At 57.7% G+C, this 24,868-nt stretch carries 19 protein-coding genes; 11 read left to right on the forward strand and 8 right to left on the reverse strand.

Features of this window, described 5'->3' with window-relative positions; genetic code table 11:
- The first annotated feature begins 12 nt into the window (after positions 1–12).
- The 6 genes from AC0Z7K_RS19205 (at position 13) to traD (ending at position 9,533) form a co-directional block, all read left to right on the forward strand.
- Positions 13–345: a hypothetical protein gene (locus AC0Z7K_RS19205; protein ID WP_485615511.1), complete on the forward strand. Its 333-nt coding sequence runs from the start codon at positions 13–15 to the stop codon at positions 343–345.
- The gene (traH, locus tag AC0Z7K_RS19210) at positions 342–1,703 is read left to right on the forward strand and encodes a conjugal transfer pilus assembly protein TraH (RefSeq protein ID WP_056777699.1); all 1,362 of its coding nucleotides are present in this window, start codon (positions 342–344) and stop codon (positions 1,701–1,703) included. The genes AC0Z7K_RS19205 and traH overlap by 4 nt, the downstream gene beginning before the upstream one ends.
- Entirely contained in the window at positions 1,703–5,236 is a 3,534-nt protein-coding gene (traG, locus tag AC0Z7K_RS19215) for a conjugal transfer mating-pair stabilization protein TraG (protein ID WP_485615513.1), read from the forward strand. The genes traH and traG overlap by 1 nt, the downstream gene beginning before the upstream one ends.
- Before the next feature lie 12 nt (positions 5,237–5,248).
- A complete protein-coding gene (locus tag AC0Z7K_RS19220) occupies positions 5,249–5,779 on the forward strand; it encodes a hypothetical protein (protein ID WP_056777705.1) in 531 nt (176 codons plus the stop codon).
- 248 nt (positions 5,780–6,027) lie between these two features.
- Positions 6,028–6,759, forward strand: coding sequence for a complement resistance protein TraT (traT, locus tag AC0Z7K_RS19225; RefSeq protein ID WP_056777710.1), 732 nt, complete (start codon positions 6,028–6,030; stop codon positions 6,757–6,759).
- Positions 6,760–6,920: 161 nt separating this feature from the next.
- Positions 6,921–9,533 (forward strand): type IV conjugative transfer system coupling protein TraD, encoded by a 2,613-nt coding sequence (gene traD / locus AC0Z7K_RS19230; protein WP_485615515.1) that lies wholly within the window; start codon positions 6,921–6,923, stop codon positions 9,531–9,533.
- 6 nt (positions 9,534–9,539) lie between these two features.
- Here the strand turns inward: traD and AC0Z7K_RS19235 are convergent, their stop codons facing one another.
- The 7 genes from AC0Z7K_RS19235 to AC0Z7K_RS19265 form a co-directional block, all read right to left on the reverse strand.
- Positions 9,540–10,097: a recombinase family protein gene (locus tag AC0Z7K_RS19235; RefSeq protein WP_003100847.1), complete on the reverse strand. Its 558-nt coding sequence runs from the start codon at positions 10,095–10,097 to the stop codon at positions 9,540–9,542.
- Complete coding sequence (locus tag AC0Z7K_RS19240) at positions 10,091–10,462, reverse strand: hypothetical protein (RefSeq protein WP_003100853.1); 372 nt, start codon at positions 10,460–10,462, stop codon at positions 10,091–10,093. The genes AC0Z7K_RS19235 and AC0Z7K_RS19240 overlap by 7 nt, the downstream gene beginning before the upstream one ends.
- On the reverse strand, positions 10,459–10,959 hold the full coding sequence (locus AC0Z7K_RS19245; protein ID WP_003100856.1) for a hypothetical protein: 501 nt from the start codon (positions 10,957–10,959) through the stop codon (positions 10,459–10,461). The genes AC0Z7K_RS19240 and AC0Z7K_RS19245 overlap by 4 nt, the downstream gene beginning before the upstream one ends.
- A complete protein-coding gene (locus AC0Z7K_RS19250; protein WP_003100858.1) occupies positions 10,956–11,282 on the reverse strand; it encodes a hypothetical protein in 327 nt (108 codons plus the stop codon). The genes AC0Z7K_RS19245 and AC0Z7K_RS19250 overlap by 4 nt, the downstream gene beginning before the upstream one ends.
- Before the next feature lie 254 nt (positions 11,283–11,536).
- Complete coding sequence (locus AC0Z7K_RS19255; protein ID WP_000215515.1) at positions 11,537–11,893, reverse strand: cupin domain-containing protein; 357 nt, start codon at positions 11,891–11,893, stop codon at positions 11,537–11,539.
- Positions 11,883–12,284, reverse strand: coding sequence for a HepT-like ribonuclease domain-containing protein (locus AC0Z7K_RS19260; RefSeq protein WP_001293886.1), 402 nt, complete (start codon positions 12,282–12,284; stop codon positions 11,883–11,885). Before AC0Z7K_RS19260 ends, AC0Z7K_RS19255 begins: the two co-directional genes overlap by 11 nt.
- Positions 12,281–12,571, reverse strand: coding sequence for a nucleotidyltransferase family protein (locus tag AC0Z7K_RS19265; RefSeq protein WP_001247892.1), 291 nt, complete (start codon positions 12,569–12,571; stop codon positions 12,281–12,283). The genes AC0Z7K_RS19260 and AC0Z7K_RS19265 overlap by 4 nt, the downstream gene beginning before the upstream one ends.
- A 158-nt stretch (positions 12,572–12,729) precedes the next feature.
- Between AC0Z7K_RS19265 and AC0Z7K_RS19270 the strand changes: the two genes are divergently transcribed.
- From AC0Z7K_RS19270 to AC0Z7K_RS19285, 4 genes are all read left to right on the forward strand, one after another.
- Positions 12,730–15,696 carry a Tn3-like element ISPa38 family transposase gene (locus AC0Z7K_RS19270; RefSeq protein WP_003100881.1) on the forward strand — a complete coding sequence of 989 codons (2,967 nt, stop codon included), beginning with the start codon at positions 12,730–12,732 and terminating at the stop codon, positions 15,694–15,696.
- Positions 15,697–15,754: 58 nt separating this feature from the next.
- On the forward strand, positions 15,755–21,067 hold the full coding sequence (gene traI, locus AC0Z7K_RS19275) for a conjugative transfer relaxase/helicase TraI (protein WP_485615518.1): 5,313 nt from the start codon (positions 15,755–15,757) through the stop codon (positions 21,065–21,067).
- A gap of 2 nt (positions 21,068–21,069) precedes the next feature.
- Positions 21,070–21,609, forward strand: a complete 540-nt coding sequence (locus AC0Z7K_RS19280) for a phospholipase D family nuclease (RefSeq protein ID WP_485615519.1) — start codon at positions 21,070–21,072, stop codon at positions 21,607–21,609.
- Positions 21,610–21,734: 125 nt separating this feature from the next.
- Positions 21,735–22,523 (forward strand): DsbA family protein, encoded by a 789-nt coding sequence (locus AC0Z7K_RS19285; RefSeq protein ID WP_485615520.1) that lies wholly within the window; start codon positions 21,735–21,737, stop codon positions 22,521–22,523.
- A 2-nt stretch (positions 22,524–22,525) separates the two neighbouring features.
- On the opposite strand, the gene AC0Z7K_RS19290 is transcribed toward AC0Z7K_RS19285, so the two are convergent.
- On the reverse strand, positions 22,526–22,681 hold the full coding sequence (locus AC0Z7K_RS19290; RefSeq protein WP_156361994.1) for a hypothetical protein: 156 nt from the start codon (positions 22,679–22,681) through the stop codon (positions 22,526–22,528).
- Between the two features lie 491 nt (positions 22,682–23,172).
- On the opposite strand from AC0Z7K_RS19290, the gene AC0Z7K_RS19295 reads away from it, so the two are divergent.
- A complete protein-coding gene (locus tag AC0Z7K_RS19295; RefSeq protein WP_485615521.1) occupies positions 23,173–24,228 on the forward strand; it encodes a Replication protein in 1,056 nt (351 codons plus the stop codon).
- The last annotated feature ends 640 nt before the right edge of the window (positions 24,229–24,868 follow it).

Raw genomic sequence — 24,868 nt, forward strand, 5'->3', positions numbered from 1 at the left:
CAGGAAAAAATCATGACTCAGCAGCGTCCAAAAGACGGGTTTTTCACCCGCGTGGGTATCCTTTTTCTCTATGGCGGCCTGACCGCCTTTCTGACCGCTTGTTTCTATGAATTCTGGATGGAGCGGGTGCTAAACAGCATGCTGACCCAGCATAAGCCGGAGTATGTAAACAATCTTATGTCGATGGCCACGCACCTTCCCGTCTGGTTCATGCTGGCCGTCAGTGCCGCTCTGATGGTCACCGGAGCACTGATTTTCGTTTGTGAAGCGGTGGACAGAATGATGACGGGTGCGGTGCGCTTGCTCCTGCGGCGTAAACCGACCAAATCGGAGGTGAAGCCATGAAGTTGCGTCATATTGCGCTTTCTTTTGCGCTCACCGTGGGCGTCACACTGCCAGCGTGGGCCGACGTAAACGGCGACCTGAACGGGTACTTCTCGAGTCTCGGCTATTCAGGCAACGTGTCCAAGGCGCAGGCCTGGCAGGGTCAGGCGGCGGGGTTTGCCACCGGTGGGTCGGTATACCTGCGCGATCCGGTCAAGCAGGTGCAGTTGATGTCGATGCAGGTGCCGTCTCTGAACGCGGGCTGTGGCGGGATTGATGCCTATCTGGGGGCATTCTCTTTCATCAACGGTGCGGAGTTACAGCGCTTCGTGAAGCAAATCATGTCCAACGCCGCTGGCTACGCCTTTGATCTGGCACTGCAGACAATGGTGCCTGAGCTGAAGCAGGCAAAGGACTACCTGCAGAAGCTGGCCACTGACGTCAACTCCTCAAACATGAGTTCGTGTCAGGCCGCGCAGGGGATCATCGGCGGACTCTGGCCGACCACGCAGGTCAGCCAGCAGAAAATCTGTCAGGACGTCGCCGGCGAAAGCAACATGTTCAGCGACTGGGCTGCATCTCGGCAGGGGTGCACGGTGGGCGGACAGGGTGACAGCGTCACCAGTCGCGCGTCTGACGCGGACAAAGATCAGGTGCTTAAAAATAAAAATTTGATGTGGGACACCCTCGGGCGTGACCACATGTTTGACACCAACCGGCAGCTGAAAGAACTGGTGATGAGCGTGGTGGGTAGCCTGATCTTTGATAAGAACGGGCAGGTATCCATTCTGCCATCGCTGGTGGACAACCGCGACATCCTGAAAGTCCTGATGCGCGGCGGCACGGCCAAAATGTACGGCTGTGACGAAGCCACACTGTGCCTCGGGCCGACCATCACCAGCGTCAGCATTACTGAAAACAACGCGCTGGTGAGTCAGGTACGCCAAATTCTGCTCTCGATACAGAACAAGCTGGACACGGACACCGCCATCTCCGACCAGGAAAAAGGCTTCATCAACACCACCTCCGTGCCCGTGCTCAAGTACCTGACCAATGCACGCACGATGGGGATGAGCGCGACCTACCTCATCCAGATGTCGGACTACATTGCCCAGGACATCATGATCCAGTACCTGTCCGAGCTGGTGAAAAATGCCAGCGCCGATCTCGCGGGCAAGAATTTCCCCGAGTCATCGGCACAAACGCTGCGCGACGGCGTCAGCCATGCACAAAGCCTGCTGGCCGACATGAAGCTGCAGTCCGCGGCTGACCAGAACGCGCTGGACGGTATCGACCGTAACATGCAGTACCTGCAACAACAGGTGTCCACGATCCTGGTGGGTTCCTACCAGAACAACTACCACTGGGAGGCACAATAATGATTGAAATATATACTATTTACGGCGGGGACATGTGGCGGTCGGCGCTCAACGGCGTGGTGACCATTTTGGGTACCAGCTCGTTCCACACACTGATGCGGATCGCCGAAACCTTCTCGGTGCTGACGGCAGTGGCCTGCTTTATCAGCAAGCGTAACCCAATGGTATTCGTGTCCTGGGCGGCTATTTTCATGCTGATCACCTCCGTGCTGTTAGTGCCCAAGCGCAGCGTGCAAATCATCGACATCACCAATCAAGGTGCGGTGTATGAGGTGGACAACGTGCCGGTCGGGCTGGCTGCGATTGCCGGGCTGACCACCGGCGTGGGCTACAACACGGCGAGTTTGTTTGACTACACGCTCGCCCGCCCGGATTCGCTGACCTACACCAAAACGGGGATGCTGTTCGGGTCGCAGATTATTGCGGAAAGCTCGGATTTTCAGACCCAGAACCCGCAGGTGGCACAGGCGCTGTCCAGCTACGTTGAAAGCTGCGTGGTCGGTGACATGTTGCTCAACCACAAGTACACCACCGGCGACCTGCTCAACAGCAGCGACCCGCTGACGCTCATTACCAGTCGTCCAAGTCCGCTGCGCGGGATGTACGTCGATACCAACGATGGTCAGGGTTACACGTTCCATCCCTGCACCGAAAGTGCGGCGTACCTCAAAACGGCGGTGGGCAGCGACACGCAGGCGGGAGGTAACACCTGGCACTACTACGCCAATAAGATTTTTGGCAGCTCCATCAGTGCCGACAGCCTGCTGAGTCAGCAGATGGGCGACAGCTACAGTTACTTCTACGCCGGTGGCCTGTCCGCGTCACAAATCATGCGTAACAACGTGGTCAACAACGCGATCCGCTCCGGTGTTAAGGGGTTTGCTGCAGGCTCTAACGACACGGCTAACCTGACTAACCTTGCCTCTTCCACGGCGTTTACCAAACAGCGTCTGGCGTGGTCGGCGGGGCAAACCATCGCGGTGCGCACCTTACCCTTTATGCAGTCGTTGCTGATGCTGGTATTGATCTGCGTCTTTCCGCTGGTGATTGTACTGGCCCTGTTAAACCACGACACCTTTGGGCTTAAAACCCTGAAACTTTACGTCGGAGGCTTTTTGTACTTTCAGATGTGGCCGGTGATGTTCGCCATTCTTAACTTTGCGGCCAACTTCTGGCTGCAAAGTAAAACCGGCACGACGCCGCTGGTGTTGTCGAATCTCGACCAGGTGGCGTTGCAGCACTCCGACGTGCAGAACATGGCGGGGTATCTCTGCCTGTCTATTCCGGTTCTGTCCTATTACCTGACGCGCGGCGCCGCATCGGTGGGTTCACAGGTGGCCAGCAGCGTGCTGGGCGGGGCGGGCGAAACGGCGTCCCGTCAGGCGTCCACTTCTGCAGATGGAAATTGGTCGTTTGACAATATGGCGATGGATAATGTCAGTGCCAACAAGTTTGACACCAACATGATGCACCGCAGCGGCCAGATGGCGCAGCAGACAACAAATGGCGCGATGGTGACGCAAACGCAGGATGGTCATGCGGTGTATGACACTTCGGGAGCGATTTCGAATCTGCCAGTTAACTTGCGTCTCGGTCAGCTGGCGAGCAGCGGATTCCAGCAACAGGCGCGTCAGGCAGAAACACAGGCGCAGACGGCGATGGAAGGCTATAACCACAGCGTGACCAGCAGCTGGAATCAGTTATCACAGATGCAGTCGCAGGCGGGCAACAGCGACAGCATGGTACACGGCAGTGACAACAGTCAGGCAGTGAATGCGACGATGGGTGCCAGCAAGATGATGTCTGCGGCCAAGAGTTATGCGGCGTCGCATCATATTTCTGAGCAGGAGGCATACAGTAAGCTATCTGATATCGCCAATAATGGTAGCACTTCGGTTGGCGGATCAGTTGATGCATCAGTTCGTTCAGATCGAACCTTAATAGGTAAGGCCGCTTCCTTAGCGGTTGGGGCTGAAGTGGGCGGGGAAATTCATGCGAGAGGTGATTTAACTCACATCACCGGCAGTTCTCGGAGTACCAAAGAAGATCACTCAGCGGGCAATGATCACCGTAATGATGAAACAAGCCAAGAGGCTCGTGACTTTAAACAAGGTATGGATATGGTCATGAGTAGTCGCGTAAGTGACTCCGGCAGCCATACCGATAACAGCGCCAATTCAAACGTTGAACAGTTAGCAGCATCACTAAGCGACGCCAAAAATCAGTATCAGCAATACACCGACAGCACAACGCGCAGCCATGAACTGAGCGAAGCAGCTACCCGGACGCAGAGCATGAGTGCAAGTCTGGATACGAATTACAATCAGGAGTTTGCAGACTACGTAACCGAACGTCACGGTGCCCAAGCGCAGGAAATCCTCACCCATGCGCCGCTTGCTGAGCAGGCCGCAACGCAGTTTGTGCAGGAACGTCTCGAACCGCTGATTGCGGGAGACTTTGCAAATGGACGCAGTCAGGTTGGAAGTGGAATTCCTGAAATGAGTCATTCGCCAGCGATACCGGCGTCAGAGCAGAGCAATCCGATATCCTTTAAAGGACATGAAGGTGGTCAGGATCACATGCAAAATAGTGTTGGAAATGATTATGTGGGGCGGCAAGAGCGCGCGGATACGGTTAGTCCAGGTGGAATAGAAAGTACCGGTCAGATAGTAAGTTCGGCGCAAACACAAGGTAGCACAACTTCACCTTCATCAGGACAAGTAGTGGAAGGGAGCCAAATTCATCGTGAAAATACGGGGAGCAGTGCTGGTAACGGTTATGTAGGGGGGCAAGAGCGCGCGGGTACGGTTAGTCCAGGTGGAATAGAAAGTACCGGTCAGATAGTAGGTTCGGCGCAAACACAAGGTGGCACAACTTCTTCATCAGGACAAGAAGTGGAAGGGAGCCAAATTCATCGAGAAAATACGGGGAACAGTGCTGGGAACGGTTATGTAGGGGGGCAAGAGCGCGCGGGGACGGTTAGTCCGGGTGGAACAGTAAGATCGGCGCAAACACAAGGTGGCACGAATTCACCTGAGTCAGGTCGGCTGGCAGAAAGCGGGCAAAGTCATCGTGAACATACGCCGCAGAGTCACGCTGAATCATCACGTCACATTCAGTCTGAATCAGGGACAGTTGTAACATCGTCTGCGAGGGGGGGAAACCCGGCGGCAAGCCCTGATCACATTCAGCCTTCCGACACGCTGCAAAGTGAGAAAATGAGAAAAGACTTTGCCGAGCATCAACGGGAAATTGCAGAGCATTCTTCAGGTGCAGGTATTGCAGGAAACATGGCAGGAAAAGTAGCAGCACAACGATCTGAAAATCAGCAAAATATCGCCAATAAAACTGGAGATATTGAGAAAAATAAAACCACTGTTCAGGTATCCAGTGATAAGCTAAGAGAAGAAGATAATGTTGTAAAACACAACTTTAAAGTCGGTTCAAAAGAAGCGGAAATTGACCAAACCCAAAGCCCACTAAGTCGTAGTCAAATGGAAAAAGATTTGGAACGACTTAGAAAACAAGGATAGAGAGGAAAGAAAATGAAAAACGCCTGGAGATATGCTGTTTTTGCTCCCGTAGTATTTTTCTTGATGACTCCCATTTTACATGATGTCCTGCCAAGCCATGATTTGGCTACGGGGCTTTTTTGGAAAGCGATCCTTGAAATTTATGGCATAGGTCTACTCATGAGTCTCATTCCTGTGGGTATTTATACTTATAAGTTTCGGCGGCTGGGTAACCATCAGAAAGAAATTTCAGTCATCAGCAAGCGTTCTCTTATCTTGTGGGTTTCAGGGATTTTATTAATTCAAGCAGTGACCTTTATTTCCTACTGGAATGATGCAGGTAGTTTTTACTTGGCAGCGAGTCTGGTGACCATTTTTACATCAGTTGTTTGTGCTGCTGGGATGCGTGTAAATGGTGCTGCTCTGATTAGTCTGAACCCATCACCCAATGGGCAGAGAAATCGCAAGATGCCGTCTGTTAATCCAACAACTGGCATTCCGATGATTGCAACCGGTGTAGATGCTGGCGGTAATTACTACGGTTCAAACAATAAGTTCAGATAGTAGCCTCTTGATATAAGTACAATATTTCCTAATGGTTTTGCCAACGGTGCCGATACCTCCACTAACCTATAAAGTGAATGTGGCTATCAGTCATCGTCGGCAATCCAGGCTATACCCAATCCATGGGAATAGCTGGTAAGGGAAGTGTGTATACAGCGGATGTATTCTTCACCTAAAAACAACTCTCCATTGATAACTTTACGGCACCTGAAAACAGGCGCCGTCATTCCCCGCAAGGACAAAACACAATGACATTTAAAAAAGTGGCTGTCATAAGCCTCGTGGCTTCGGCCGTCCTGCTTTCTGGCTGCAGCGCAATGACCACGGCAATCAAAAAACGTAATCTGGAAGTTAAAACCCAGATGTCGCAGACCGTTTGGTTAGAACCGTCGTCTCAGAAAACCGTCTACATTCAAGTGCGTAACACATCTGATAAAGACATGAGTGACCTGCAAACCCTGATTGGCAAAGACCTTATTGCAAAAGGCTACCAACTGAGCAACTCACCTGATACAGCGTATTACTGGGTTCAGGCCAATGTGCTGAAAGCCGAAAAAATGGATCTGCGTGAAACCCAGGGATTCCTGAGTAATGGCTATGAAGGCGCGGTAGGTGCGGCTGGCCTGGGGGCAGGTATCTCTGCCTACAACGGTAACTCCGGCGGTGCTATTCTCGGTATCGGCCTTGCTGCCGGTCTGGCCGGTATGGCCGCGGACGCGATGGTAGAAGACACCAACTACACAATGGTGACCGATCTGCAGATTTCTGAGCAGTCCAAAGCTAACGTGACGACCGATAACGTTGCCGCGCTGCGTCAGGGCACGTCAGGCATCAAGCTGCAGACCAGCTCAGAGTCCGGCAACCGTATGAAGTATCAGACCCGCGTGGTTTCCAATGCCAACAAGGTTAACCTCAAGTTTGAAGAGGCAAAACCGGTGCTGGAAGCGCAACTGGCCAAGTCTGTGGCCGGTATTCTGTAATACCTGCAGGGCGTTTTCGCGCTCCTGCTTAGCCGGTTAGCCCGCGCGTCCGCGGCTGACCGGCCTCTCTCCCCTTCTTTTACATCCCCTAAATTCAGATAGCCCTCCAGCCACGCACCCTGCGGTGGCCGCGTTCGGCTGTCTTTTTTCCGAGATTCATCATGAGCATGAAAGCGTCTGATGTTACCCAGGGCGGGCAGATAACGGCCTACCGCTGGCGTATGTATCTGCAGGTCAACAACTGGATATTCTTCTGGCTCAGCCTCGCGTTCGCGGCGTTAACGCTGCTGGGCGTGCTGGTCATTACCCCGCTGGAAGTGATCCGCAACGGCAGCTGGTACTGGTTTGCCAACAGCAGTGCCAGCTTTGTGAACCTCATGGGCCCAACCAGCCCCACGCTGTACAACATTGAATATTATTCCGCCGCCAATAACCTGACGTACACCCTCAAAATGTCCCTGGCCCAGATGCTCACCGATCCTTACATGGTCTGGGTAGGGGAGAAGTTGCTGAGCAATATTCAGTACATGGCCATCGGCTGCGGAGTCGTAGTGATCTGCTGTTATCTGGGTGCGACCTGGTACATCGGCAGGGTCGGTAAGAAAGAGAGCGAAGACGAGTACCTCTCCGGGATGCAGCTGACGGAGGACGTGGGCAAAGTAAACCGCCTGCTGAAATCGACCGGCCAGTATTCCGATCTCGCCGTGGGTGACCTGCATCTGCTCCTCAACGCCGAGGTCATGAACATGCTGATCCACGGCACGGTCGGCGTGGGTAAATCCACAATTATGCGGCATCTCATGACCTACATCCGGGCGCGCGGTGACCGCGCCATTATTTACGACTCCGGAGGCACGTTCATTGAGTCCCACTACAACCCGCAAACCGATTTTATTCTCAGCCCGCACGACGAACGTTGTGCGAACTGGCAGCTGTGGGACGAGTGCGACGATGTCACTGATTTTGAAAACCTGGCCAGTTCTCTGATCCCCATTGAGGGAGATTCAGATCCGTTCTGGGTGTCATCTTCGCGCACCATTTTCGCGGATACGGCCATGCGCATGGAGTCAGATCCTGAGCGTAGCATTGAGAAATTATTGATGGTGTTGCTTTCTCTGGACATGAAAAGCCTGCGGGAATACCTCAAGAAAACCCCGTCGGCCAACCTGGTCGAAGAAAAGATTGAGAAGACGGCCATTTCCATCCGCTCGGTCGTCACCAACTACGCCAAGTCCCTGCGATTTTTGCAGGGACTGGATAAGTTCGGCAAGCCCAGTTTCACCATCAAAAGCTGGATGCTGGATGAGGAATATGACCACAGCTGGCTGTTTATCTCCACCACTGCACGTCACCGGCCGTCGGTGAGACCGCTGATCTCCATGTGGCTTTCGCTGGCCACTATGTACCTGCAAAGCATGGGGGAGAACAGCGACCGGCGGGTGTGGTTCTTGTATGACGAGATAGCCAATCTGCAGAAAATACCCGAACTGCCCAGCGCGCTGGCAGAGGGGCGTAAATTTGGCGGGTGCTTTTCTATCGGCATTCAAAACATGCCGCAGCTCATAAACATTTACGGGCAGCAGGTGGCCAAGTCCATCTTTGACCTGCTCAACACACGGTTTTACGGACGTAGCCCCAGCTCTGAGGTGGCCACGATGGTGGAAACGGACCTCGGAACGCAGCGCCGGCGCGAAGCGCGGGTGCAAAACAGCTACGGTCTGGATCAGGTGCGCGACGGTATCTCCATCGGTAAGGACAAGGTGAAAGAGCCGATCGTGGATTACACCGAGATTATGCGCCTGTCGAACCTGAAGTTTTACGTGCGCATGCCGGCTGATGATATTCCGGTGGTCAAGTTGGCGTTGAAGTACAAATCCTACGCCAAAAAACACCCCAACATGATCGCCCGCAACATCAAAGACGCGCTCAGCCCGCAGCTGGAAAGCAAATTACGTGAAGTTGAGCGGGAGACCAAAGAGGCCGGGCTGGTGTTCCCGACCGGCAACGAATTTGATGAGCGCTTTGTTTCATCACCGGCGAAACCGCCGTCGGTATTCGTTACGACGGCGCATAGACCGGCTCCGGACGAGAACGTCCCATCCGCGAAACAGGAGTCAATGCTTGCTGCTGAACAAAAGGCACCGGCTCAGCAGACGGTAACAGAACCCGGTGAAAAAACGGCAGGGGCAGAGTCAGAGCGTCCTGCAGTATCTGCCCCACCCCGGCTGAGGGTCATGAACGGTGGCAAGGCGGATCCTGCGGTCAGTGTCCCTGATAAACCGCGAGAAAAACCGAAACTTTCCGAGACGCAGACAATCTCCACAGCAGCGAAAGCAGACCCCGTAATTTCCCCTTCAGACATCCCTAAAACAGCAGAAACCGCGATGCCAATGCGGGAACGTCAGCTTGCTGCGGATCCTGCACCGTCCTCTCAGCCTTACCTTGCCGCCCTGAATGCGGTCAGGCGTAACCAGCGACGCGCGGGCAGTGAGGCCGAGTCGGAAGGGGATCCTGAGACTGATGACGGCGGTGAGAGCCAGTCGTTGGACATGGAAGTATTGGACGATAACGAAGGCGGGCTGCGGGTGAAAACCGCCGGACAGCGTCCGGACAGGGAGAAAGAAGACCCGGACGCTCAGGGGGAGCGCGACGCAATCCCGACTACCAATCAGCTGATGGCCGACGAAGAAACCAACATCCTGCGTCACCGCGATGACTATGCGGCGTGGGAAGCCATGAACCGGGATGGGGTCGTCTCAGAAAACGGAAAATAAAGCACGCTAAGCGTGCGTGGAGGCTGGCACCCAGCGGTACAGCGTCGGAATGGACACGCCGAGGTTCTTGGCCACGTCCTTGGGCGGCACCCCGCTGGCCAGCAGCTTCTTGGCCGACTCGATCTTGCTGTCGGTCATCTTCGGCTTGCGGCCGCCTTTGCGGCCGAGCTGCTTGGCGACTTCCAGCCCGGCGCGGGTGCGCTCGACGGTCAGCTCGCGCTCCATTTCGGCAAGGCTCGCCATGACGTGGAAGAAGAACCGCCCGGATGGTGTGCCGGTGTCGATGGAGTCGGTGAGGCTCCTGAACTGGACACCGTGCTTGTGCAGATCGCCGACCAGATCGACCAGTTGCTTGACCGACCGGCCCAGCCGGTCGAGCTTCCAGACGACCAAAGTATCGCCTTCGCGCAGCATTTCGAGCGTCTTGGCCAAGCCAGGCCGGTCTGCCCGCGTGCCACTCACCTTGTCCTCGAAGACCTTTTTACATCCGGCCTTGCTCAAGGCTTCGCGTTGCAGCTCCAGGTTCTGATCCTGCGTCGAGACGCGCGCATAGCCAATCAACATGGCTTGTCTCGCGCCCGGTCGATGCGTTCCTGCATCGCCTGCATCACTTCTTCGTGGGTGTACGATCTGGCGTTGGCGTCGGTGGCTTGCCGCAGGGCTTCCTCAACCTCGCGCGTCATCCGCTCGTAATCCTCCGGCCACAGCGCTTGCTCCATGCGCAGCGACGCCTGACCCAGCAGGTGCAGCAGGCTGAACAGCCGCATGTCGTTGGTGGCGACGATGCGCTCCCGAATCTGCTCCTGAATAGCTTCGCTAGCCCGATGCGCTTGTGGTGTGGCAGTCCCCTCGTAGTCAGCGGGGAATTCCGCTTCCTCGGCAATCCTTGCCCAGGCGCTGGCCAGCGCCTCGATGGTTGACGTGCTCATTTCCGCCGCTCCTGTGCTCTTTGGCGAATCAACCGGCCAAGGGGCCTCGACGCGAAAACCAGCAGCATCACGCCTATCGGATACCAGGTCGAGAAGACCACCAAGGCATCGAAGGCTGGCCGTCCGGTGTTGGTAGGCAGTACGGCGGTCACAGCCATCAACCCGCCGACCGTCCAGATGATGCGCCACACGTAGGGCATCACGCGGGGCACGTAGCCGTCATCGAAAGCGGTCTGGTAGTAGCGGCGCAGGCCGCGCTCGGCAAGCGCCTGGCGCTGCCGCTCCGACAGCGCATCCGTCCGGCCATACCAGCGCCGGAATGGTGGACAGCGCAGCAGCAAAGGGGTGAAGAGGATCATCACCGCCACGATCGCGACACCCCACGCCATGACGGCGCCGGCATCGGGCCGCTTGGCGTTCTCGATCACGGGCGCGAAGACGCCCGGAGCACCGATCATCCAGAACAGCGCAATGTGCTGATGGAAGGAGAGCTTCATTTGCTCATCCACTTGCGCAGCAGGCGCTTTTTCAGGGAGGCGCGTTCTTGCGGGTTGCGTCCCTTGTGATTGGCGATGCGATCCGCCGTGGCGGCCTGGCGCTTGACGGGCCAGTAGGAGCGGCCATCCTTGCCCATCGACCAGACGCTGCTGGCCTGGTTTTCCAGCAGGGGCAGATGGGCGCTCAGGGCTTCGGGCGACGCGCTGGTCAGCGCCGTGCGCTCACGGGTGCGCCAGCGCTGATGCCAGAGCTTCTTGTCCTCGCGCTCGCTGCCGCAGGTCGTGTGCCCGACGATGGGTGTTTTGCGGCGGCTGCGGCTCATAACGTAGTGGTCTCCAAGAACATTCAGGACTGATCCCAGGCGTCGATGGTCAAGACCTGATCGGCAGGACAGGCGGCTACGCGGTCGGGAACTGGATGGTGTTCAGTCTCATGCCGACCCCATTCGATTGATCGCGTCGCTTGCGGCACGCTGCGACGCAAGGAGGTTTGCGACCTGGTTTAGCAGCCGTGTCCGCTGCATGTCTGTTACCTATCTCCCCGACCGCTCATTGGACCAACTCCAGAGATTGGGCTCTATCGCTCAGCCAATACGAAACCGGCATTGGCTGATGCCACAACCGAGACTAACACAAATGGCTCGGTACCTGTATTTCGCGCCCCGTGCACTTGGCCCGGTCTTGCCACGGCTATCTCACCTTCCCTGAGGGCACGAACAATCCCATTGCCCTGAAAGTAATCAGCCATTCCCGACAAAACAGTCCACGTGTCTTGGCCGTGAGGATGAATGTGAGCCGCAATTTCCTGCCCGGGATGGACATGCCAAACCACGATAATTGAGTCTCGGGTTTCAAGCACAACGGAACGAATAGGCTCGCCTTCGGACGGCTGAACATACTCGGCTACAGAAAATATTCTCGATTCAACAGTCATCGGAGATTCCTCTTTCACAGTTGTCGTTACGGTCTTCATCGTCGGCATCCTGACGCACGGCGGGCAATTGCTGGAGCAACGCCGGCAGCCATTCCTGTACCGTCTCCCACACCACATCGAGGTTGATGTCGAAATAGCCGTGAGCCATGCGATTACGCATATTGCGCATGCTGCGCCACGGCACGTCGGCATGCGCCTGGGTGAACTCGACGTAGCCATCCATCACCTTTGTGGCCGCCTCGCCGATGACGATCAGGCTCATGATGACGGCCTGCTGGGTGCGCTTGTCGGCCAAGAAGTCGTCCTTGGCCATCCCTTCCACGAAGCTGCGCGCATCGGTTGCGGCCTGCTGAATGTGGTCGAGGTAATCGGGCAGGCGGTTCTCGCTCATATCGGTTGCGCCTCCGCGAGCACCTTGGCCCGGAACTTCGGCGGCAGGTCGCCGGGAGTCAGCAGATCGACGTCAACGCCGAGCAGCGATTTCAGTTCTTCTTCCAAATCGCCCAAGTCCAACAACGTGGCACCGGGCAGCGCATCGACCAACAGGTCGAGGTCGCTGCCATCCCGGTCGGTGCCATGCAGCACCGAGCCGAAGACGCGCGGGTTCGCGGCGCGAAAGCGGCCTACCGCTTCACGCACTGCGCTTCGCTTCATGTCAAGCACAACAGACGGTCGCATGCGCATCCTTTCTTATCGAAACTCGTTGAGATGATATGCAATCAAGAATAGAATTTCAAGAACTATTTTCGAGAATCGCAATGCCTTGATTCCCGTGCCGCGCCGGTTGCCTTGGCGGGCTTGTCACAAACCTACGTTTTCAAGAAGAAGGAAACCGCATGCCCCGCCGTTCGATCCTCTCCGCCGCCGAGCGCGAAAGCCTGCTGGCGTTGCCGGACACCAAGGATGAGTTGATCCGTCACTACACGTTCAGCGAAAGCGACCTCTCCATCATCCGGCAGCGGCGCGGCCCGGCCAATCGGCTGGGCTTCGCGGTGCAGCTCTGCTACCTGCGCTTTCCCGGCGTCATCCTTGGCGCTGATGAGCCACCGTTCCCGCCATTGCTGAGACTGGTCGCCAACCAGCTCAAGGTCGGCATCGAAAGCTGGGACGAGTACGGGCAGCGTGAGCAGACCCGACGCGAGCACCTGGTCGAGCTGCAAACGGTGTTCGGCTTCCAGCCGTTCACGATTGGCCACTACCGGCAGGCTGTCCAGTTGCTGACCGAGCTGGCCATGCAAACCGACAAGGGCATCGTGCTGGCCAGAGCCTTGATCGAGCACCTGCGGCGGCAGTCGGTCATTGTGCCCGCCCTCAACGCCGTCGAGCGGGCGAGCGCCGAAGCGATTACCCGCGCCAACCGGCGTCTCTACGACGCCTTGGCTGAGCCGCTGACGGACGTGCATCGCCGTCGCCTCGACGATCTGCTCAAGCGCCGCGACAACGGCAAGACGACGTGGCTGGCCTGGCTGCGGCAATCCCCGGTCAAACCGAACTCGCGGCACATGCTGGAACACATCGAACGCCTCAAGGCGTGGCAGGCGCTCGACCTGCCCTCCGGCATCGAGCGGCTGGTTCACCAGAACCGGCTGCTCAAGATCGCCCGCGAGGGCGGCCAGATGACGCCCGCCGACCTGGCGAAGTTCGAGCCGCAGCGGCGTTACGCGACCCTGGTGGCGCTCGCCATCGAGGGCATGGCCACCGTCACCGACGAAATCATCGACCTGCATGACCGCATCCTGGGCAAGCTGTTCAATGCCGCCAAGAACAAGCATCAGCAGCAGTTCCAGGCATCCGGCAAGGCGATCAATGCCAAGGTGCGGCTGTTCGGGCGCATCGGCCAGGCGCTGATCGAGGCCAAGCAAGCGGGCCGCGATCCGTTCGCCGCCATCGAGGCCGTCATGTCCTGGGATGCTTTCGCCGAGAGCGTCACCGAAGCGCAGCGGCTCGCGCAACCCGAGGACTTCGATTTCCTGCACCGCATCGGCGAGAGCTACGCCACGCTGCGCCGCTACGCGCCGGAATTTCTCGACGTGCTCAAGTTGCGGGCCGCGCCCGCCGCCAAGGACGTACTCGACGCCATCGAGGTGCTGCGCAGCATGAACAGCGACAACGCCCGCAAGGTGCCCACCGACGCGCCGACCGAGTTCATCAAGCCGCGCTGGCAGAAGCTGGTGATGACCGACACCGGCATCGACCGGCGCTACTACGAACTGTGCGCGCTGTCGGAGCTGAAGAACGCGCTGCGCTCCGGCGACATCTGGGTGCAAGGCTCGCGCCAGTTCAAGGACTTCGAGGACTACCTGGTGCCGCCCGCGAAATTCGCCAGCCTCAAGCAGGCCAGCGAATTGCCGCTGGCCGTGGCCACCGATTGCGACCAGTACCTGCATGACCGGCTGACGCTGCTGGAAACGCAGCTCGCCACCGTCAACCGCATGGCGCTGGCCAACGAGCTGCCGGACGCCATCATCACGGAGTCGGGCCTGAAGATCACGCCGCTCGATGCGGCGGTGCCCGATACCGCACAGGCCCTGATCGACCAGACGGCGATGATCCTACCGCACGTCAAGATCACCGAATTGCTGCTGGAGGTAGACGAATGGACGGGCTTCACCCGGCACTTCGCCCACCTGAAGTCAGGCGACCTGGCCAAGGACAAAAACCTGTTGCTGACCACGATCCTCGCCGACGCGATCAACCTGGGCCTGACCAAGATGGCGGAATCGTGCCCCGGCACGACCTACGCCAAGCTGGCCTGGCTGCAAGCCTGGCACATCCGCGACGAAACCTACGGGGCGGCACTGGCCGAGCTGGTCAACGCGCAGTTCCGACATCCCTTCGCCGAGCATTGGGGCGACGGCACCACGTCATCGTCGGACGGCCAGAACTTCCGCACCGGCAGCAAGGCCGAGAGCACCGGCCACATCAATCCGAAATACGGCAGCAGCCCAGGGCGGACGTTCTACACCCATATCTCCGACCAGTACGCGCCGTTCCACACCAAGGTCGTGAACGTCGGCGTGCGCGACTCGACCTACGTGCTCGACGGCCTGCTGTATCACGAATCCGACCTGCGGATCGAGGAGCACTACACCGACACGGCAGGGTTCACGGACCACGTCTTCGCGTTGATGCACCTGCTGGGCTTCCGCTTCGCCCCGCGCATTCGTGACCTGGGCGACACCAAGCTCTACATCCCGAAGGGCGATGCCACCTACGAGGCGTTGAAACCGATGATCGGCGGCACGCTCAACATCAAGCACGTCCGCGCCCATTGGGATGAAATCCTGCGGATGGCCACCTCGATCAAGCAGGGCACGGCGACGGCCTCGCTGATGCTCAGGAAGCTTGGCAGCTACCCGCGCCAGAACGGCCTGGCCGTCGCCCTGCGTGAGCTGGGACGCATCGAGCGCACACTGTTCATCCTGGACTGGCTGCAAAGCGTCGAGCTGCGCCGCCGCGTGCATGCCGGGCTGAACAAAGGCGAGGCGCGCAACGCGCTGGCCCGCGCCGTGTTCTTCAACCGCCTGGGGGAAATCCGCGACCGCAGCTTCGAGCAGCAGCGCTACCGGGCCAGCGGCCTCAACCTGGTGACGGCGGCCATCGTGCTATGGAACACGGTCTATCTGGAGCGGGCCGCGAACGCCTTGCGTGGCCACGGTCAAGCCGTCGATGACGGCCTGTTGCAGTACCTGTCGCCGCTCGGCTGGGAGCACATCAACCTGACCGGCGATTACCTCTGGCGCAGCAGCGCCAAGATCGGCGCGGGCAAGTTCAGGCCGCTACGGCCGCTGCAACCGGCTTAGCGTGCTTTATTTTCCGTTTTCTGAGACGACCCCGGGATGAGCCGGAAGGATTTGAACGATGATGACCGTGGCACCCGTAGCGTCTGCCGGCTCGGCCGCAGATTACTACAGCAATAAAGATAACTATTACTTTTTGGGAAGTCTGCAGAGCCAGTGGTTAGGCCAAGGTGCAAAGCAGCTGGGTCTGGAAGGGCCGGTCAACGGCGATGACTTCACCCGCGTGCTCGAGGGAAAACTCCCCGACGGCACCGAGCTGGGAAAAGACGTGCAGGGCAAACACGTCCACCGGCCGGGGCACGACCTGACGTTTTCCGCGCCGAAAAGCGTTTCTTTGCTCATCCTCGTTGGTGGTGATAAGACGCTACTGGCCGCGCATGACAAAGCCGTGGGCGTAGCCGCAAACTACATCGAAGGGCTGGTGTCCGCACGACTGACGCAGGACGGCGTCACGTCCATTGTCCCCACCGGTAAAATGGTGGCGGCGGCCTACACCCACGATACGTCGCGTAATCTCGACCCGCAGGTGCATACGCACCTGATCGTGGCCAACGTTACCGAGCTGGAAGGGCAGTGGAAAGCCCTGGCCACCGACTACGTTCACAAGGCCGGCTTTATTGAAACGGTGATGGCTCACCAGGTGACGCTGGGCAAAATCTACCGCGATGCGCTAAAGGAAGAGATTGAGAAACTCGGCCACGAAACGGAAATCGTCGGCAAGCACGGCCTGTGGGAAATCAAAGGGGTACCGGAAAACGTCCGTGAAGAGTTCTCCTCGCGGGGCAAGGAAATCGAGACGGCGGTCGGCGTCGACGCCACCCTGAAAAGTCGCGACGTGGCCGCGAAAGATACCCGTCAGGCGAAGGTCGATCCGAGCAAAATGCGTCTTCTGGAGCGCTGGAACACTCAGATGAACGACATGGGCTTTGATATGAAAGCCTATCAGGCGGGACTGACGCCCGTCGCGCCTGTCAGTGTGACGGATAAAGCATTGCCGGACGCGATGCAGGCGGTGCGCAGCGCCGTGTCCCTGCTCAGCGACAACAAAACCCGCTTTACCCAGGGCGACCTGCTGCTGACGGCGCTCGGAGCCAGCGAACAGCAGATTGACATCAAAGACCTGCGCACAGCGGTCGGCGAAGCCATAAAAGAAAGCCTTATCGTGCCGCTGGACAAGGAAAAGGGTGTCTTTACCTCACAAATCCACCTGCTCGATGAGCTGTCTATCCAGTCACTGGCCAAAGACGTGCTGATGGGGGGCAAGGTCGTCACGTTCAAAACGCCGGAGCAACCGGTGTCGCCGGCGCTTGAAAAAAGCGAATATGCGCCGCTGGCCATTCTCAACGCCCCGGCTGGCGTCACCCGACTGCGTGAAACAGTTGAGCAGTTAGTGACGGTGTCACAGGATAAGGGGCGGTCGGTCAGCGTGCTGGCCAGCTCGCTCGAGCGTGGAACGTCGCTGGCGAAGTCAGAGGCGCTGAAAGATATTCTGATACCGCGTCACACGCTGCGGGAAAAGGGGTTCGGCCTGCTGCCGCACAGTACGCTGATTGTGGAGGGGGCGGAGCGGCTCGGGCTGAAAGAAACGCTGATCCTGGTGGGGGAGGCGCGGGAGAAAGACGCGCAGGTGATCTTTCTCGACAGCGCGGGGCGGCAGGGCAACGGCAACGCATTAGCAGTGCTCAGCGACGCGGGGGTTGCGCGTCATTCTCTGACCAAGCCCACGGAAAACCTGTCCGTCAACGTGGCCAGCATCAGCGATAAGCGCGACCGCTATCAGGCGGTGGGCGAACGCTTTGCGGAACTCAGCGGCGGCGGGGAGCCGGTGACGGCGGTAGTGGTAGGCAAGCGTGAACAGCAGGCCCTGACCGACGTTATCCGCGACGCGCTGCAGAATGCCGGTAAGTTAGAGACGGCCGGGGTGCAGGTGGAAAGCCGCAGCCCCGTCTATCTCGATGACAAAACCCGCAAACAGCCCGAAAGCTACCGCGCGGGGCTGGTACTCGAAGATCGGTCGGACTACAAAAATCCGCGCAGTTTCGTTATCGACCGCGTCCATCCGGATACCCGGATGCTGTCACTCATCGACGGCGACGGGGTGCTGCATCAGCAAAAAATTCGCGACATGGGTGCCGACTGGCGGCTTTACGAATCTGCTCAGATGACCGTCGCCCCCGGCGAGCAGCTGCTGGCCCTCGCCGGCGACAAGTCGGCGGGTATCAAAGCCAAAATGCGCCTGACGGTCACGGCGGTCAGCGACAAAAGCCTGACCGTCAGCGTAGGCGATAAAGGCAAAACCGTGAAGCTCGATGCGGGGCGGCCGCTGTACGCTACCTACGGCTACGTGGCTTCGCCCGGCGGGCGGGATAACGACACCGGCACGGTGCTGGCCTCGCTCAACGCCCGCGACCTCAATACGCAAAACGTCAGCGCGCTGGCCGCCTCCGGTGACCGCGCCGAAATCTACACCAGCGAAACCCTGCTAAAAGCCGAAGAAAAGCTGGGCCGGATGCAGCAAAACGCGTCGCCGCTGACGCTGGTCAGGCGAGCGAGCGGGGAAGAGGCCGTGGAGCCGGCGCTCACCGGGTTGCGCACAGGCCTGCTGACCGATGCCCAAAAGGCGGTGAATTTCGCGGTTGCCTCACAGCGCACCGTGTCGTTCAGCCTGCTCAGCATTGTGACGATGGCTCAGGAGTTGCACAACAACGCGGGCGAGATATCGGCGGAGATTGGGAGGCAGCAGAAATCCGGTGAACTTATCCCCCTCGATGCCGGTGCGCGCGGCGACGTGACCCAGTACGTGGCCAGAGCCACCTACGAGCTGGAAAAAAGCATCATCCGGGTGATCGAAACCGGTAAAAACACGCAGGTGCCGCTGTTACCCAACGCCGATCCGGCCCTGCTGGCCGGACTCACCGCCGGTCAGCGGCAGGCCACCGAGCTTATCCTGGGCACCTCCGACCAGTTTGTCGGCGTGCAGGGATTCGCCGGCGTCGGGAAAACTACCCAACTGCGCTCGCTTAAAGCCGCCGTCGAGACGCTGCCTGACGGCCAGCGACCGCAGGTGCTCGGCCTTGCCCCGACCCACCAGGCGGTCAAAGAGATGCGCGGCGTGGGCATCGAGGCGCAGACGCTAAAATCCTTTTTGGTCGAGCATCAGCAAAAAATTGCCGCTGGCGAAAACCCGGACTACAGCCGCACGCTGTTTGTCATCGATGAGATGTCGATGGTGGGGAACCAGGACACCGCCGCCGGCTATCAGGCCATCCAGAACGGCAACGGGCGGGGTATCAGCGTGGGTGACATAGATCAGCTTAAATCAGTCGAGAGCGGCGCTCCCTTCCGGTTGGTGCAGGAGCGCAGCCCGATGGACGTGGCCATAATGAAAGAAATCGTGCGTCAAAACTCCTCCGACATTAAAGCCGCCGTCTACGACATTATTGAGAACAAAGCCGCCGCCGCGCTCGAGCGCATTGCAGAGGTCAGCCCGTCGGTCGTGCCCCGCGAGCCTGGCACCGCGGCGCCCGCGTCGTCCATTGAAGAAATTAAAGCGCCGCCCGAAGACGAGAACGGCAAGCCCACGGTGACGTTGAGCGCGGAACGGCAGCGCAGGATTGATATGGGGGTCACCGGTGCCATCGTGGAGGACTACGTGGGGCGCACGTCTGAGGCCAGGCAGAACACGATCATCATCACCCAACTCAATGAAGACCGCAAAACCATCAACGCCGGCATTCACGCCGCGCTGCAGGAGCGCGGGGTCATTGGCACGCAGGAGCTGACTATTCCGGTACTTGAGCGCGTATCCCATGCACGCCACGACTTCAACCAGATAGAGAAATGGTCGTCAGGGCAGGTGATTTTGCAGGGTGACCGCTACCTCGACGTGGTGAACGTCGACACCCACGGCCGGCTGGTCACGCTGCGCGATGCGTCAGGACGGCTGAGCATGATGTCGCCATTCGAGCTGGACACCGGACAAATTGAGGTGTTTGAGAAGCAAAACCGTGCGGTGGCGGTGGGCGACGCGCTGCGCTTTAACAAGACGGTGCGACAGGACGGACATATGGCCAACGAGGCGTATCAGGTGGCGGCGGTCAACGACAACGGGACGCTCGTTCTTAAGGGGGCGCAGGGGCAAAAAACGGTGAACCCCACAAAAAACCTGTCCGATCAGCATCTGGACTATGCCTGGGCAGTCACCGGCTACGGCGCACAGGGGGCAAGCCGCGACTTTGTGATTGCCCTGGAAGGGACGGACGGCGCGCGTGGTCGCATGGCCAACAAGCGGGAGTTTTACATCAACGTTTCGCGCGCCCGCGAGCACGTCCAAATCTACACCGACGGGGTTAAAGACTGGCTAAATCAGGTAAGTCGCCCGGACAACGCGCTGGCCACGGCGCATGACGCGCTGAAGCCGGAAACCGAACGTCAGCAGGCGAAGGCCATCTGGGCGATGGGTTCCCCGGTGGCCAAAACCGGCATCGGGCGCATGTGGCAGAAGCAAAACGACCTGAAAGACCCGTCGCTGACCGCCCGCATTATTCCGCAGACCCGCAAGTTTCCGCAGCCGCACCTGGCCCTGCCGGTGTATGACAACTTCGGCAAGTCTGCCGGCGTGGTGATGTACCCGCTCACGCCGGACGCGCAGGGCACGCTGACGCCGGGGGCACCGCGGTTGGTGGCTACGGACAGGGCGCAGGGGGCGGTGGTGAGGCGCAGCCACAACGGGGAAACCTTACTGGCCACCTCGGCGGCCGACGCGCTGGAACTGGCAAGGCAGAACCCGCAGTCGGGGATCGTCCTGCAAACCGGCGTACAGGCACCGTCGGCTCAGCTGATTAAGCTGACCAAAGGCGAGCTGGTTGCCCATCAGGATCCGGTTGTCCGGGTGGCCAAACAGGTGGCTCAGCACATTGATATGGAGTTCTGGGACCACAGCGAAGCAATGTCGCGTATGGAGGCCGGGCTTGAAGATCACGATGAGACTGTGCGTCAGTGGGAACAGCAGATGAAAGATGCGGCAAAAGACATCAGCGCAGGGCTGCAGCAGGCGAAGGAGGAACAGCAACATATGACGCTGCCGGACATGGGGAAAAACAGTGTTGAAGACGTCCTGCAGCAGCGGATCGGGCAGGTGATAGAGAGTGAAAAAGAGTCCGTCATCCTGATGCCTAAAGGGATTGAGCCACCGTCAGCGAATGAAAACCACCGTTTACAACACGATATTTCTTCGGCCAAAGAAAACCTGCGTTCAACGCAGGAGCTCGAGCGCGCTCAGGCAAGGGATATCTCTACCCGTGAGCTGGCTATCGAGCGTGGCGAATATGCCAAACCTTCCGGCCGTACCCATCACATTCAAAAGGAACGCTGATCATGACATTACGTCTTTTGCGACGCGCAACAACGGGTGCGTCACTGGCCATCGGGCTTGTTTGTGCCTGCCCGATGGCCATGTCTGCGACCGTCACAGCCGGTTTTTCTCCCGACGGAACTGCCCAGGCCCTGGTTCTCACGACGGTCGGGCAAAGTACACGCCAACTGGACGTGGCCGCGTACAGCTTTACCAGCAAACCCGTGGCGGAGGCCATCCTTGCGGCAAAACAGCGGGGCGTGCGTATCCGTGTGATGGTGGATGACAAAGCCAACAGAGAGAAATATTCGGCGGCGACTTATCTGGCTAATAAAGGAGTTGAAGTGCGTACCAACGGCAACTATGCCATTCAGCATAACAAATTCATTGTGGCTGACAGGGATACCGTAGAAACCGGTTCTTTCAATTATACCGCCAGCGCCGACAGCCGAAATGCAGAGAACGTGGTGGTTTTGGAGGGAATTCCTGCTATTTCATCACAGTACGAAATAGAGTTTTCACGCCTGTGGGCAGAATCCAAACCCCTTATGCCCGGCTACTGAAGGCTCTTCTCACACCTTAATAATATTCTCACCGGCGCATCCGGCAGTTGCCCATATGCGCTGCTTTCTACCTTATGGCTTATAAACCATCACACCGTTATCTGACCAATATATGGAACCCTTTAATGAAGTTAACAAAGGTAATTATAGTTACAACATTCATGTGTTATGAAAGTCTTGTACATGCTGGCACTGAGTTATCTGCCTTCAGTCCGAAACAGGAGCAAGCGATCGGAGAAATTGCAGCGGGCTACCTAATTAAACACCCAGAAATTCTGGTGCAGGTCAGCCAGTCATTACAGAAAAAACAGGCCGAACACCAGCGCGAAGAGTACACATCGGCGGCGATAAAGTACCGATCTCTACTACTGTCGAACGCCGATACGCCATCAGTAGGGCCAGACAATGCCCGCGTGGCCGTGGTGGAGTTTTTCGACTACCAGTGCATCTACTGCAGCCGCACCGCGCCTGTGATCGAGAGCGTCATGAAATCGAATCCGAGCGTCAGGTATGTATTCAAGGAGTGGCCAATTTTCGCTGACCGCTGGGAAATATCGCGCACGGCTGCTGTGCGCGGCCTGCAGGTCTGGAAACAAAAAGGCGCTCCAGGCTATTTGCAGTACCACAAAGGGCTGTACCAGACGCGGCATTATGAGGGCGCACTGACCGCTGAAGATATCGTGAAAGCCAGCCAGAGCGTGGGGTTCGATGATAAACAGGCCGTTTCTCAAGAAGCCGCGCTGGGCATGCTGCAGGACACCAACACGCTCGCTCTGGCGATGGGGATCAGCGGTACGCCCGCGCTGGTAGTGATGCCGGTAACAAATGCACGCCAGGAAAACACCACCGTCATTCCGGGCGCCGCGAGCGCCGAAGATTTACAGCACGCGATCGACCTCGCATCACAACCCTGACGTTAACCCATGCTGGCCGGATCGACGGTTATGCACTCATCCACACGAGGAGAAGCCAGCGCAGCCGTTTCCACGCCAATGGAAACGGCAAGCGGGAGCGCCCCTTTGCCGTCAGGCAGAGGGTGACGACTGTGGGTGACGTGTATAACCCCTTCCAAACGTTGGTATTGCTGAATATTTAAGCCGTAGGAAAACCTTTTTACATCCGGCCTCAAGTCGGGTGGGTATTTACGCTAGATTTACACTTTAGTAATGGTTATGCTTCCACCGTGCGATCCTTCGGAGCATTCCGAACCCCGCGTTCTGCCTGGCGGCGTAGTGAACACGGTAAAGCGCGATCCTTTTAGGTGCGTTTTTCGCATAAAGAATTGAATAAGGCAGGGCGTTATGAATACCGTTGTCTGGCGGCTTCGGGAATTGATAGTGTCTTGTTCTGGCTGGCCACGCCGAAAGGTGGCAGGAAAGGCGCTGTTAGTAGTTTGGCAGTCCTGTAAAAGCAAAAACCCCGATAATCTTCCTCAACTTTGGCGGGTCAGAGAAGATAACCGGGGCTCACTAAAACAGCATAGAGTTGTTGCTCTATGCTGGGAGTATAGATTTATGCCTTTTCAAGGTCAACTCCCCCCGTGCAACATAAGCGCCGGGAACCGTGTCTGAACGTGCTATTTCTCTTTTTTCATCCTCAGTCGATGAATTCTCAACTTCACGCCGTGGCGAATCAAACCGCCTGCGTAAAGGCCAGTCCAAGACGCACCGCAACCATCAGCCTGAGTACACGGGCAAGACGCCGCGCGGCATGGCGGCAAAAGTGGTGGCCTGTTTCCGGCAGCACGACTGGCGTCGCAATCCCGATTTGATCGCGCTTCGCAGTCAGGGTTACACACCTTATACGCGCGCGGCCGATCCGTCTTTTAAACCCAAACCAATGCGAATCACGGCCAGGTCAGAAAGCCGTGAAGCACTTACGTCCCTCTCACTGACTCTGGCGGCGAACTGCGACTACAGCCCGGACAGCGACTTCCTGTTCGAGGTGATGCTGCCGGTGGAAGAAATTGCCAGCCGCATGAACGTGCTGCACGTCTACGAAAATGGCCGCAAAGCGTATGACGTTTTGCTGCACGCGCTCCGGGTGTTGGAGCAGATGGATTACGTTGTCATCCACCGTGATCGCGACGCGGATTCTGGCCAGAACAAGCCGATGCGCATTTTCCTGACCGATAAGTGCTTTACCTCACGCGGTATCCGGGTCGAAAACATCCGTGAATGGTTGCACCAGTATCGCCAGTGGGCGATTTCACGCGGACTGGCGGAGACGCTGCGCGAAAAGTACGAGCGTCATCTGTTAAAAATGGCCAGACTGGGGATCTCGATGGAGCGTCAGCACTCGCTGAAAAACCGCCTGCGGCAGATAAAGCGCTGGGTCGTCAGCCCGGAACTGCGCGGAGAGAAGGCGCGCACTGAAGCGGATATCGGTGCCATTCTTGACGAACAGGCACGCAAGGTGCGGCAGCTGCGTGACAACGGTGGCAAGGTGAACCGCCACAGAAATGCCTGGTGGCGTTGGGTGGCCAGCGGCCAGTGTACCCACGTGCTCCAAATGCAGATCGAAAGTGCCGTGAAAGCCGAGCATCCAACGCTGTTGGCCAGAGACGCGGAGACGTTCTACCGCCTGCTGCTTGAGCGCGCCGGCGTCCAGCTCTCTTAAACCCAAAGTAGACTTAAGTTACACATTTCCGCGTCAGGTGGAGACTTTGTGCTGACATTTTTTTGATGCCGGCAGGATTTTCCGTGCCTGCAATCTGGCGGATGCGGCCTTGCTGACGCCGGCGCGAGAAATTCCCCCATTAGGGTGGTGGCTAATGAATAATAATTATACAAATCAGGCGGCCACCGCAACATCGAGGCCAGTGAGGAGCGTATTAATTTCGAAAAGTACTGATAAATGTCGTTAATTTCGAACGTAGCTTCTGAACAAAAACGCTTTCTAAAGAAAGAGTACTCCTGAGCCGGCTTTCAGCACGGCATCGGGAGTAGCTCCCTTCGCTTTGCTCAGGGCGATCCTCATGCCGACATCAACGGCGTTGAGATAAATAAGAGGTAGCACCCTCCACGTTGTTTCGGGCAGATGTAAGAGCGCCAAATTGGCCAAACAGTCGTTTTCGCTGGCCGTGGGTCTTTTACCCGGACGGGCAACAAGCCCGGCCGGATAAAAGAATCAGGAACAGTGAATGTTGTAACTAGTTTTGCGGGAAGGTTCTTTTGTCATTCGACCATTGAGCTTCTTCGTTGCTGAGAGTCCGCAGTATCGGCTTTCGCACGCTCAAGCCTCTTTAAAAACGGTCTGG

Source organism: Rahnella sp. 1L-D-7-B-C2 (assembly GCF_057290995.1).

Coding starts and splice junctions, on each gene's coding strand:
- AC0Z7K_RS19270 (WP_003100881.1), top strand. CDS start 12,730: ATGCCCCGCCGTTCGATCCTCTCCGCCGCCGAGCGCGAAAGCCTGCTG.
- traH (WP_056777699.1), top strand. CDS start 342: ATGAAGTTGCGTCATATTGCGCTTTCTTTTGCGCTCACCGTGGGCGTC.
- traG (WP_485615513.1), top strand. CDS start 1,703: ATGATTGAAATATATACTATTTACGGCGGGGACATGTGGCGGTCGGCG.
- AC0Z7K_RS19260 (WP_001293886.1), bottom strand. CDS start 12,284: ATGAGCGAGAACCGCCTGCCCGATTACCTCGACCACATTCAGCAGGCC.
- traT (WP_056777710.1), top strand. CDS start 6,028: ATGACATTTAAAAAAGTGGCTGTCATAAGCCTCGTGGCTTCGGCCGTC.
- AC0Z7K_RS19280 (WP_485615519.1), top strand. CDS start 21,070: ATGACATTACGTCTTTTGCGACGCGCAACAACGGGTGCGTCACTGGCC.
- AC0Z7K_RS19205 (WP_485615511.1), top strand. CDS start 13: ATGACTCAGCAGCGTCCAAAAGACGGGTTTTTCACCCGCGTGGGTATC.
- AC0Z7K_RS19285 (WP_485615520.1), top strand. CDS start 21,735: ATGAAGTTAACAAAGGTAATTATAGTTACAACATTCATGTGTTATGAA.
- AC0Z7K_RS19265 (WP_001247892.1), bottom strand. CDS start 12,571: ATGCGACCGTCTGTTGTGCTTGACATGAAGCGAAGCGCAGTGCGTGAA.
- AC0Z7K_RS19255 (WP_000215515.1), bottom strand. CDS start 11,893: ATGACTGTTGAATCGAGAATATTTTCTGTAGCCGAGTATGTTCAGCCG.
- AC0Z7K_RS19245 (WP_003100856.1), bottom strand. CDS start 10,959: ATGAAGCTCTCCTTCCATCAGCACATTGCGCTGTTCTGGATGATCGGT.
- traD (WP_485615515.1), top strand. CDS start 6,921: ATGAGCATGAAAGCGTCTGATGTTACCCAGGGCGGGCAGATAACGGCC.
- AC0Z7K_RS19240 (WP_003100853.1), bottom strand. CDS start 10,462: ATGAGCACGTCAACCATCGAGGCGCTGGCCAGCGCCTGGGCAAGGATT.
- AC0Z7K_RS19235 (WP_003100847.1), bottom strand. CDS start 10,097: ATGTTGATTGGCTATGCGCGCGTCTCGACGCAGGATCAGAACCTGGAG.
- AC0Z7K_RS19250 (WP_003100858.1), bottom strand. CDS start 11,282: ATGAGCCGCAGCCGCCGCAAAACACCCATCGTCGGGCACACGACCTGC.
- AC0Z7K_RS19220 (WP_056777705.1), top strand. CDS start 5,249: ATGAAAAACGCCTGGAGATATGCTGTTTTTGCTCCCGTAGTATTTTTC.
- traI (WP_485615518.1), top strand. CDS start 15,755: ATGATGACCGTGGCACCCGTAGCGTCTGCCGGCTCGGCCGCAGATTAC.